Here is an 11,416-nt window from a genome sequence, read left to right on the forward strand (position 1 = left end):
AATTATTATGATAGTTTTAGTCAATATCATCAAAATCAAGTGATTCTTTAACTTCAAGATTTTCATACCCCCCATAATTACTAAAAATTACAACATTGAATCTTTTGAAGAGATCAAAAAATTCATCTTTATTCAGTTCAAAATTTATATTTACAAGAAATTTATCTACGCTATTTGATCGCTCATTATCTATACAAATAATTGAAGTTAAAAAGGAATCACTATAACCTGAATAAAATTCAACTCCTATAGGGTTAAAGCGGTCGGTGTCAACACCTTTTAGACCGATAAAATCCTCTAATGAAGTGTGGTCGCTAATGTCTGCGGCAGCTGTTCCGACAAAATCATTATATTGTACTTCTGCTTTCATAATTTAAATTCTCTTTTAATTGTTGCTAACACCTCTCCAAAAGTTTCTTTAATATTATTTTTCGAAAAACGAATTTGTTGTATCCCATAAAGATTACTAAATTCTTCCGTTCCCTCTTCTAATAAAACTATAGCTTTTGCAAATCCTAATCTTCCCTGAAACAAACCTACCTCATGAATCACATTTGGTCTTGCAGTAAATGTACCATCAGATTTCATATCTTCTGCGGTCATAACTAAAAAAGCTAAAGAACTTTTAACCGCCATATCGTCTAGTATATCTCTAATAGTGTGACCAGCACGTGAACCCGTTTCATAAGATTCTATTTTATAGTCATGTTTATCAACTAAATGATCTTTTAATTCTTTCCATTGTTGACTAAGGCCATGTCCTATAAATATAAATGGTGAAATTTCATTTTCGATAGTTCTCTGTATAGAAGAAGGTAAATTGTTTTCAAAAATTTCAAATACCTCTTCTATATCTCCCCTAGATTCCGCTTCAACCGATATGTTAGTATGCTTACCTTTGATAAGTTCTATACTTAAAGATCGTTTATTATTCTTGTCATAAATAGTAATATTAGCAACATCCGGATCTTTCCTATAATCTGCAAAAAATTCTCTATCATCATCAAATTTTAAGGTTTCATCACCCTTGACAATTTTGAAAATACTTTTTTGCCCTTTTTCTAAAATTAATTTACCAATAGCAGTTTTCAAAACTTCAACTGGAAAATAAGAATGAGAATAACGCTTTATTTTCTGCATCTAATGAATATTATATCGATCAAAAATAAACAAAAAAACCGCCCATACATCAGCAGGGCGGTTTTTGTTACTCTGAAACAGCGTTTCCTTTGCTGTCATAAAAGTGGTATTCTAAAAACGTGTAAGCGTCACGTGGTATTATTTTTACCCATTTTTTATGCTCTAAATACCATTTAGCGCGTATAGATGGGAAACCTTTAGTAAGGTATGCCGCCACAAACGGGTGCGTGTTAAGCACTACTTTTTTGTGGTTGCGGATAATTCTTTCAAGGTCAGACTGTATGCGGTCTATCACAAGGATTGGGGCTTCTATCTCGCCACCCCCACTATCGGGGTTTTCCTCCCTGGTTTTAATATTAACCTCAGGCCTGACTCTTTGCCGCGTAATCTGGATTAACCCAAACTTACTCGGTGGCAGGATCTTGTGTTTTGCTTTATCGTCGCTCATTTCTTCCCTAAGGAAGTCGAATAGTTTTTTCCTGTTATCGGGGTGCCCCATATCAATGAAATCTATTACAATAATCCCTCCCATATCCCGTAGCCTTAGCTGCCTTGCAATTTCGGCGGCGGCTATCATGTTTACTTCAAGGGCGGTATCTTCCTGGCTGTGCGACTTATTAGAGCGGTTGCCACTGTTTACGTCTATAACGTGCAGCGCTTCTGTATGCTCTATAATAAGGTAGGCACCTTTGCTCATCGATACCGTTTTGCCAAAACTCGTTTTAATCTGCCGTTCTATGTTATACTTTTCAAACAGCGGCAGGTCACGGTTTTGGTACAGCTTTACGATATTCGCTTTTTGAGGGGCTATCTCCTGCAGATAGTCCTTCGTTTGGTAATAAAGGTCTTCGTCATCGGCATAAATCCCGGTGAATGTGTCGTTAAACACATCGCGGAGTATGGATGATACTTTATTAACCTCGCCCAAGATTTTGCTTGGGTGGTGCGCACTCGGCAGGCGTTTGCACATGCCGGTCCACTTGTCGAGCAGGTTCTGGAGGTCTTTGTCCAGCTCTGCTACTTTTTTCCCTTCGGCTACCGTGCGGACGATAACGCCGAAACCTTTTGGCCTGATGGATTGCACCAGCCGCTTAAGGCGGTCTTTTTCTTCTTTACTCTCAATTTTCTGGGAGATAGAAATACGGTCGCTAAACGGCACCAGTACCACATAGCGCCCTGCCAGCGAAAGTTCGCTGCTTATGCGGGGACCTTTAGTACTTATGGGCTCTTTAACAACCTGGACAAGAACACTCTGATTAGCACTAAGCACATCGGCTATGGCCCCGTTCTTGTCTATTTCCGGTTCGAAAGCAAAGTTTTTAAGGGAATAATCTTTTAATTTACCTGCGCTTACAAGTTTAATGAATTTTTGCACGGAAAGAAGGTTAGGCCCAAGGTCGTGGTAGTGTAAAAAGGCATCTTTTTCAAAACCCACATTTACAAACGCGGCGTTAAGGCCGGCTACCGGTTTGCGAATCTTTGCGATAAAGATGTCGCCCACGTTAAACTTGCTTGTGTCTTCTCTTTCCTTGTGTAATTCAATTAGTTTTCCATCTTTTAATAATGCAAAATCTACGGCTTCAGAACCAGACCGAATAATCAGTTCTTTGTTCACACTGTACATTTATATCCGCTTTAGTTTACCGTTTACAGTATACCGTTTACAGTGGTGGGACGTTCCCCAAAACTGTTAACCGTTAACTGTTAGCTGTTAACTGTAAAGCCGATGGATTAAACAATTATTTTTACAGGCATTGTTGTACCCGGTGTTTCAGCGGTTAGCTTTCAGCAATCAGCAATTAGCCTGAGTGAAGCTAAAATCTGAATTCTGAAACCTACAAACCTGAAATCTTTTTCAATGAACGTTTTTCTTAAGACGTTAAGATGAAAGATAAAAGATAAAAGACTTCTTTAATTTTCTATCATCTATTATCTCACGTCTTTTCAGTCTTAAAAAAGAAAAAGTAGTATTAAACTACTTTTTCTTTTTGTGACGGTTAGCTCTCGCGCGTTTTTTACGTTTGTGGGTCGCTACCTTATGTCTTTTTCTTTTTTTACCACTTGGCATAATTGTCAGAGGGTGTTTGTGGTTAATAAATTAATTAGTTTGCTTTTACTTCAGTATTCGTTTTAACACCGTCTACAAATATCTTGGCAGGTTTAAATGCAGGGATATTGTGTGCAGGTATCTTAATAGTAGTATTTTTGGAAATGTTCCTTCCTGTTTTTTCAGCACGGGTTTTGATGATAAAACTGCCAAAACCTCTCAAGTAAACGTTATCTCCGGTTTCAAGCGAGGTTTTTACTTCCTCCATGAAAGACTCAACTGTTGCCTGAACATCTCCTTTTTCAAGTCCAAGTTTTTCCGAAATTTTCGCTACGATGTCTGCTTTCGTCATTTTTTCTAAATTTATTATTGTATGTATTTTTTTTGAGTGTGCAAATATAACAATTAAAAAAACAATAATTCAAGGTAAACTATTAAAATTTAATAACATAAACTTTTAATTTTGCAAACTATCCCGTAACAATGAGCTTTTCTAAACCGCTTATACAATGGTATTTGCAAAACAAGCGCGACCTGCCCTGGCGCAATAATACACACCCCTACCCGGTGTGGCTTTCTGAAATTATGCTGCAGCAAACGCGTGTAGCACAGGGTTTGCCCTACTTTTTGCGTTTTATAAATGCATTTCCCACCGTAAACGATCTTGCAAATGCGCCCGAAGAAAAAGTGCTGCACCTGTGGCAGGGGCTGGGCTATTACAGCCGCGCACGCAACCTGCACGCAACCGCAAAACAGGTGGCTTTAGAGCTTGGCGGAAACTTCCCGAACAGCTATGCCGGGCTGCTGAAGCTTAAAGGCGTGGGCGAATATACCGCCGCTGCGGTAGCCTCTATAAGTTATGGAGAGGCCGTACCCGTGGTAGATGGCAACGTATACCGGGTACTGGCGCGTTACTTTGGCATCACTACCGATATCTCATCTTCCGGGGCTAAAAAGGAATTTACAGCGCTGGCGGCAACCCTATTGCCTGATAATGATCCGGCAACGTTTAACCAGGCCATTATGGAGTTTGGCGCACTGCAATGTGTGCCTAAAAGCCCGGATTGTGTTGTATGTATATTTAATACTACCTGTGTGGCCTACAATACCGGCCGTGTAAACGAGCTGCCCGTAAAACTTAAAAAGCAAAAAGTAACTGACCGTTACTTTAACTACATAGTGGTAAGCGATGCTGCCGGACATACACTTATAAACCGCCGCGGTGATAAGGGCATATGGAACGGGCTCTATGAATTCCCGCTACTGGAAACAGATACTAACCTAACGGAAACTGAGGTTAACACGCTTATACAATCGTATACCGGGCTTGGCTTTATGCCGGAAACCATTACGCTTATAAATGCTGAACCGGTTATCCACAAGCTATCGCACCAAAAGCTGCATATACGCTTCTGGGCGGTTAGCACGTCTAAGACGTTGCCGGAAGCCGTTGATACACAACATTTAAAAACCATACCGCTGCCCATAGTACTGCACAATTTTGCAGAGAGGCATTGGCTGTAATAGTATTTTTTAGTATATTTGGTTAAACACAAATTTGTAACACCATGAACGGTACATTAAACAAAGTAATGCTTATCGGGCACCTGGGAGACGATGTAAAGCTGCACTATTTTGAGGGTGGCAATTGCATAGGCCGCTTTCCTTTGGCCACTAACGAGGTGTATATAAATAAGCAGACTAACGAGCGCATAGCGAGTACCGAGTGGCACAACCTGGTGGTGCGCAACAAGGCTGCCGAAATTTGCGAAAAATACCTTACTAAAGGCGACAAGATATATGCCGAAGGCCGCATAAAATCGCGCCAGTGGCAGGGTGAAGATGGTACCACCAAGTATACCACCGAGATACAGGTAACAGAATTTACCTTCCTTACTACCAAAAAAGAATATGATGCCACTAAGGCACCCCAACAGGGAAATACTGAGGCCGCCCGCAATACGCCCACGTATGAAACGGAGCTGCCTGCCAATGACGACCTGCCGTTTTAACCTATTAACTAAAATTTGTTGTTTTGGACGACCCCGGCCCCACGAGCATAGTATCTATAGACTACAGCCTTATTGCAGGTTTTGCAGGCATCGTTTTCCTGCTTTTTTGTTCTGCGGTAATTTCCGGGACCGAGGTAGCGCTGTTTTCACTTAATGCGGAAGACCTGGGCAAAATAAACAGTACTGCCCCAAAAAAAGGTAACATACTCATAACCCTGCTCGAAAAACCAAAAAAGCTGCTGGCCACCATAGTTATTACAAATACCTTTATTAACCTCGCCATCATACTGTTTTTTTTCCGGATGCACTGTTTCTCAGGCATACCCCTGCTGTGGTTACGCTTTAGTATAGAAGTTGCCATGGTTACCTTCCTTATATTATTATTTGGCGAGGTAATACCTAAGGTCTATGCCACACGCAACCACCGCATGCTGGCGCAGCGTGTGGCGTGGCCGCTGTACATATTAAGTAAGATACTGTCGCCCGTAAGCATCCCCATGCGTGAAATTACCCTCTGGATAAATAAAAAATTTGAAGTACAGCGCCCTGATTTTTCTATAAACAGGCTCTCACAGGCGCTGGAACTCACTGATTATGGCCATGCCGACGAAGAGGAGCAGAAGATACTGGAGGGCATTGTAACCTTTGGTAATACCGAAGCCCGCCAGGTAATGAGCCCGCGCATTGATATGTTTTCTATAGACATTGCCGAAACTTTTGAGGAAATAATGCCTAAGATAATAGGGGCGGGCTTTAGCCGTATTCCCGTTTATAAGGAAAGTATTGATGCTATACAGGGGGTACTGTTTGTAAAAGACCTTATTCCCCACATAGGTACAACTGCTTTTGCGTGGCAGGAAATACTGCGCGAACCCTTTTTTATTCCTGAAAATAAAAAGCTTGACGATTTGCTTAAGGAATTCCAGGGAATGAAAAACCACCTTGCCATAGTGGTAGACGAGTATGGCGGCACTTCGGGAATTATATCCCTGGAAGATATACTTGAGGAAATAGTGGGCGATATAAGCGACGAATTTGATGATGACAATATTAAGTATAGCCAGATAGATAATTATAACTACCTGTTTGACGGCAAAATAGGGCTAAAAGATTTTTACCGCATAACCGGTGTTGACGAAACGGCTTTTATCCAAACAAGTAGTGAAGCCGAAACACTTGCGGGATTTTTGCTGGAGATAAATGGCAATTTTCCTGAAAAGGGCCAAAAAATTAATTTTAATGGCAATATCTTTACCGTCGAATCTGTTGATAAAAGAAGGATTAAACAAATTAAGGTAACCCTGCATGAAACTGAAGCATAATTTTATTACCACTATAGTAGCACTGGGCATCTGCCTGCTGCTAACATCCTGCGGGGATGAGCCCAAGCCCAAGCCCGAAGCTTTTTTAAGGCTTGATTATAACATGGGAGACTATGCCACCTACAACAATAACTGTCCTTATATATTTGATTACAACACCCTGGCAGCCGTTAAAGATAAGGGCAACTGTAACTTTACCATACAATACCCTAAAATGAAGGCCACTATATTCCTTACCTATAAGCCGGTAAATAATAATATCAACCTGCTGCTGCGCGATGCCGAAAAACTTACGTACGACCACGTAATTAAAGCCGATGATATAAGTTCGCAGCCCTTTCTTAACCCCGCTAATAAGGTATACGGAATGTTCAGCCAGGTGGGGGGCGATGCGGCTACCAATGCCCAGTTTTATGTAACGGACAGTACCCGTCATTTTCTTACCGGCTCCATGTACTTTTATGCCAAGCCAAATTTTGATTCGGTTATGCCGGCAGCGGCTTATATTAAGGAAGACATGCGCACCATAATGGAATCGCTACGGTGGAAATAGTCAATTGGGAATTATCAATTACAAATTTTTTGGAAAGCGAAAATAATACAAACATTAGCCCGTAAGATAAGGTTATAAACCAAAATACCCCTGCCATGCAAGGGTATTTTTATATTATGGCATATATGCTGTGTTATTCTTCTGTCAGGGTAACTGTAGCCGGAATCTCTTTTCCGCTCGCCTTAAGGTTACGTTCTATGGTATGCCCGGGGCGTGTCCATCGTGGTTTCTCACCCAGTGGCTGGTATTGTGAATCGGCTGCTTCCACTGTTTTAGGCTGCGAAACCTTTGTAAAAGGTTTTTGCGGTACGAGGCGCAGCATTTCAAACATCTTCATGTCTTCGTTTACATCCGGGTTTGGCGTGGTAAGCAGTTTATCTCCTGCAAATATCGAGTTAGCCCCTGCAAAAAAGCACATCGCCTGGCCTTCACGGCTCATTTGTGTGCGCCCTGCGCTTAGCCTTACCTGGGTTTCGGGCATTACTATACGCGTAGTGGCTACCATGCGTATCATTTCCCAGATTTCCACCGGCTTTTCATCTGCCATTGGCGTACCCTCAACCGCAACCAGCGCATTTATCGGCACCGATTCCGGCTGTGGGTTTAGCGATGCAAGCGCTACCAGCATACCGGCGCGGTCTTCTACGCTTTCGCCCATACCTATAATGCCGCCGCTGCATACGGTAACATTGGTTTTGCGTACATTTTCTATGGTTTGCAGACGGTCTTCAAACCCACGGGTACTAATAACCTCCTTATAGTATTCTTCAGATGTATCGAGGTTGTGGTTGTAGGCATACAGCCCGGCCTCTGCAAGGCGCTTTGCCTGATTTTCGGTAATCATGCCCAGTGTGCAGCACACCTCCATATCCAGCTTGTTTATGGTACGTACCATTTCCAGCACCTGGTCAAACTCCGGCCCGTCTTTAACGTTACGCCACGCTGCACCCATGCATACACGGCTCGATCCGCTGCTTTTTGCACGTAGTGCCTGCGCTTTTACCGTTTGTACGCTCATAAGGTCATTGCCTTCTACCTTAGTATGGTAGCGCGCCGCCTGGGGGCAGTAGCCACAATCTTCTGGGCAGCCGCCGGTTTTTATACTCAGCAGGGTGCTTACCTGTACTACATTAGGGTCGTGGTGCTCACGGTGTATAGTGGCTGCTTCAAACAGCAGGTCCATCATTGGCTTGTTATACAGGGCTATAATTTCTTCCCTGGTCCAGTCAAATCTTTTTATGCTCATTACAAACGGTATTAAGCCCCAAAAGTAACTATTTTCTGTATAACTACGCCGGTGGGCAGGTTAAAGATTAGTGTGGGTTATGTGCCCTGTCGTCTACCGTGTTGATTTTCTCTACTTTATCTTTCCAGTATTGCATCAGCGCGAATGAGGTTACTACTATTCCGGCAAGCCCTTCTATAAACAACCCGATGCTAAACTGCTGTGGGCTGGGGTTGCTGCCGCCAAAAATGTACGTATCGGCAAAATTTTGAAGGTAGGCCTCGCCGCCTTTATATTCTGCATACAGCATAAAGGAAAAAATACTTAGCACAAGGCTTATTAAACCGGTAAGCAGCGCGGCGCCGATGTTAGTAAAATAGCCATGTATATTGTTTTCAAAATTAGATTTTATGGTGCGGTTGATACCGTATATAACAAACACAAAGTTAACAAGCCTTAAATAAATATTATCTGAAAGGCCCGCCATTTCCATAATAAGGAAAAATACACCTATAGCTATAAAAATGAGGATACCGTTAATGATGATTCTTGAAGCTTTCATAATTCTTTTTTTTGGATTCTGTATATTCAGTTATTTTTATTATCAAGTGCAGCGCGCCTTTATAACACAAGGTGTTTCGGCTCAAACGCTTACCCGAATTTAGCCAATATATGGCACAACCTAATATGAATTAGTAAAACTTTAATACTACTAATATGATTAAATTAAAGAAATTGTAAAATTGTTATTTTACCGGATTATTGTTTGTATCATATAGCAAAATCCATTCGTTGTGGAAAAAATAATCCCACTTAGCGGTGGCAAGGTCGGTTTCAGGATTTATTAAGGTACGATAAGGCCCGTGGTTTATAGAAATATGAGAGTCGGCATATACTGCTACGTCTTTGCCCTGCGTGGCAAAGTATTTTTTTATCCGCTGTGCGGTTTGCCATATCATATCGGGGCGGGTAACCATCACATTTTGCTGCTTGGCGGTCATTTCTCTATCGGGCGAATAGTATACAGGGTTGCCGGTTTTTTTATCTATTATATTAAACTGTGTGTGCCCGTTGCGCGTGCGCAGCATCATACGCCAGCTCAGGCGGTGGCCTTCTTCGGTCCACAGTACATCGCCCTTAATAAAGTAATGCCGCAGTGGCAGCGCTAATTGCACGATGAGGTAGGGGATAAAAAAATACCGCATAAGGGTTTGGCCCTCAAAAGTTGCTGAAGGCGCGATTATAACCCTGGGCTTCCTCTGTAAAAACAGGCTGCGTATGGTTTCGGGGGGATACAAAAATACCGCAAAGCTCAGCGCGAAGAATGGAAAGATGCCTATTTGCAGTGTGATACTGTTAAAAATATGAAATATGATAGAAGCTATAAAGGCTAATGTGCGTGTGCGCTTAAAAAGCATAAGGGGTACCACGAGCAGGTCAAACGCTATACCGGCATACGCTATAAACAGGGCAAACGGCCTCGTTACAATTACATTCCTGAAGCCATTTATGGTTACACTCTGGTCTAACAGTCCGTATACAAAGGTACCGTTTAGCCAGCCGGGGTAAAACTTTGCCACGCTGGCAAAAAGGTATACAATACTTACCTGGGCTATCATTATAAGCGAGCACCAGGCGGGCATGTTGTAGCGCTTTATCGCGGGGTTTAGCTTTACATCCACTGATGCAAAGCGGTTAGCCGGCAAAAAACACATAATTAGCGCTATAAGCAGCAGCAGGTAATAGTGGTTGTTGTATGATGTTTTTTGCATAAAATATACCCCTGCCCACAGTACGGTAAAAGCAATAATGCTAAAGCGGTACTTGTACCCCGCCATAACCATAAGGCCTAAGATGCCCATAACCACAAACCAGATGTACATACCCATGCCGGGCAGCGGCTGCAGCCAGTCCATACCAATGTGCGAAAAGGTAAAGGAGGGTTCTATAAAATTATCTCTCACCCAGCCGGTAATAATGGCGCCTATGGTTTCGCAGGCCAGTAAAAAGCCAAAAAATATGCGAAACACCACAAGCGGCGCGTTATCTATCTGCCGGTACAGGTAGCGCTTCATACTTGGTGGCTTTTAAAGTACAGGGCTGTGGCTTCCCTGTCTTTTTGCAGTTGCGCCTTAAGTGCCTCAAGACCCTCAAATTTTTGCTCCCCGCGCAGGCGGTGGTGCAGGCTTACCTTAAGTTGGGCGTCGTAAATATCGACATCAAAATCAAGGAAATTCACTTCTATGGTTTCATAAGTGCCATTTACGGTAGGGCGTGTGCCTATGTTCATCATCCCAAATACGGTTTTACCCTCTATAATCGCTGATACCGCATATACTCCCTGCGCCGGTATAAGCTTGTAACTTTCAGGCACTACAATATTTGCGGTGGGGAAGCCTATGGTACGCCCCAGCTGTTTGCCTTTACCCACAGTACCCGTAATAAAGTAGGGGTAGCCAAGGTAATTGTTTGCCAGGGCAATATCGCCTGCAATAAGGGCATTGCGCACCTTTGTAGAACTTACGGGCGTATCGTGTACTTCGAGTGCCGAGAGCTGTATTACCTCAAAACCGTACTCCTTTCCCATGGTTACCAGGTCGGCAGTACTGGCGGTGCGGTTTCGCCCAAAGCGATGGTCGTGGCCTATAATCATTTTGGCAATATTAAGCCGGCCTACCAGTATGTCTTTTACAAACTCTTCTGCGGTGAGGCGCGAAAACTCTATGCTAAACGGGTGTACAATAAGGCTGCCTACGCCGCAGGCTTCCAGTAGGGCGGCCTTTTCATCAATAGTATTAAGCAGCTTAACATCAGATGCCTGCTGCAGCACCATACGCGGATGCGGGAAAAAGGTTAGCACTACGCTTTCGCCGCCGCTGTACGCTGCCTCACGATGCAGTTGCGCCAGTAATATTTTGTGCCCTTTATGAACGCCGTCAAATGTGCCTAAGGTTAGTACAGTTTTTCCGGATGCAATATAGGCGTCCAGCGATTGGTATATTTTCAAAGCCAACTAATTTATTTGCAGCAAATTTACTGCATTGTGTTAAATTTTGAGCGAAAAACGCTCCTAAAACCGTACAACAGCAAGTTTTAACACATTTTGTAGGTAAACAC

General features: G+C 42.7%; 12 protein-coding genes. 4 read left to right on the forward strand and 8 right to left on the reverse strand.

Annotation, left to right across the window (positions count from 1 at the left end):
- Positions 1-16: 16 nt before the first annotated feature.
- The 4 genes from ACLI09_RS02295 to ACLI09_RS02310 form a co-directional block, all read right to left on the reverse strand.
- A complete protein-coding gene (locus tag ACLI09_RS02295) occupies positions 17-370 on the reverse strand; it encodes a hypothetical protein (protein WP_411417965.1) in 354 nt (117 codons plus the stop codon).
- Entirely contained in the window at positions 367-1,140 is a 774-nt protein-coding gene (locus ACLI09_RS02300) for a TIR domain-containing protein (protein ID WP_411417966.1), read from the reverse strand. The genes ACLI09_RS02295 and ACLI09_RS02300 overlap by 4 nt, the downstream gene beginning before the upstream one ends.
- A 67-nt stretch (positions 1,141-1,207) precedes the next feature.
- Positions 1,208-2,764: an Rne/Rng family ribonuclease gene (locus ACLI09_RS02305; RefSeq protein ID WP_411417967.1), complete on the reverse strand. Its 1,557-nt coding sequence runs from the start codon at positions 2,762-2,764 to the stop codon at positions 1,208-1,210.
- Positions 2,765-3,242: 478 nt separating this feature from the next.
- Positions 3,243-3,554: an HU family DNA-binding protein gene (locus tag ACLI09_RS02310; RefSeq protein WP_411418008.1), complete on the reverse strand. Its 312-nt coding sequence runs from the start codon at positions 3,552-3,554 to the stop codon at positions 3,243-3,245.
- 116 nt (positions 3,555-3,670) lie between these two features.
- Between ACLI09_RS02310 and mutY the strand changes: the two genes are divergently transcribed.
- From mutY to gldD, 4 genes are read left to right on the forward strand one after another with little or no spacing between them, the layout of a single operon-like run.
- Positions 3,671-4,711, forward strand: a complete 1,041-nt coding sequence (mutY, locus tag ACLI09_RS02315; RefSeq protein ID WP_411417968.1) for an A/G-specific adenine glycosylase — start codon at positions 3,671-3,673, stop codon at positions 4,709-4,711.
- A 44-nt stretch (positions 4,712-4,755) separates the two neighbouring features.
- On the forward strand, positions 4,756-5,199 hold the full coding sequence (locus tag ACLI09_RS02320; protein WP_411417969.1) for a single-stranded DNA-binding protein: 444 nt from the start codon (positions 4,756-4,758) through the stop codon (positions 5,197-5,199).
- A gap of 23 nt (positions 5,200-5,222) precedes the next feature.
- Positions 5,223-6,521, forward strand: a complete 1,299-nt coding sequence (gene gldE / locus ACLI09_RS02325; protein WP_411417970.1) for a gliding motility-associated protein GldE — start codon at positions 5,223-5,225, stop codon at positions 6,519-6,521.
- Positions 6,505-7,074 carry a gliding motility lipoprotein GldD gene (gene gldD / locus ACLI09_RS02330; RefSeq protein WP_411417971.1) on the forward strand — a complete coding sequence of 190 codons (570 nt, stop codon included), beginning with the start codon at positions 6,505-6,507 and terminating at the stop codon, positions 7,072-7,074. The genes gldE and gldD overlap by 17 nt, the downstream gene beginning before the upstream one ends.
- A gap of 133 nt (positions 7,075-7,207) precedes the next feature.
- On the opposite strand, the gene bioB is transcribed toward gldD, so the two are convergent.
- The 4 genes from bioB to ACLI09_RS02350 all read right to left on the reverse strand — a co-directional run bounded on the left by bioB (position 7,208) and on the right by ACLI09_RS02350 (position 11,306).
- On the reverse strand, positions 7,208-8,320 hold the full coding sequence (gene bioB / locus ACLI09_RS02335) for a biotin synthase BioB (protein ID WP_411417972.1): 1,113 nt from the start codon (positions 8,318-8,320) through the stop codon (positions 7,208-7,210).
- A gap of 67 nt (positions 8,321-8,387) precedes the next feature.
- Positions 8,388-8,861 carry a hypothetical protein gene (locus tag ACLI09_RS02340; protein ID WP_411417973.1) on the reverse strand — a complete coding sequence of 158 codons (474 nt, stop codon included), beginning with the start codon at positions 8,859-8,861 and terminating at the stop codon, positions 8,388-8,390.
- Between the two features lie 184 nt (positions 8,862-9,045).
- Positions 9,046-10,374, reverse strand: coding sequence for an HTTM domain-containing protein (locus ACLI09_RS02345; protein ID WP_411417974.1), 1,329 nt, complete (start codon positions 10,372-10,374; stop codon positions 9,046-9,048).
- On the reverse strand, positions 10,371-11,306 hold the full coding sequence (locus ACLI09_RS02350) for a bifunctional riboflavin kinase/FAD synthetase (RefSeq protein ID WP_411417975.1): 936 nt from the start codon (positions 11,304-11,306) through the stop codon (positions 10,371-10,373). Before ACLI09_RS02350 ends, ACLI09_RS02345 begins: the two co-directional genes overlap by 4 nt.
- Positions 11,307-11,416: the final 110 nt, after the last annotated feature.

It is taken from the genome of Flavobacterium sp. RHBU_24, assembly GCF_046613695.1.
Lineage (GTDB): Bacteria > Bacteroidota > Bacteroidia > Flavobacteriales > Flavobacteriaceae > Flavobacterium.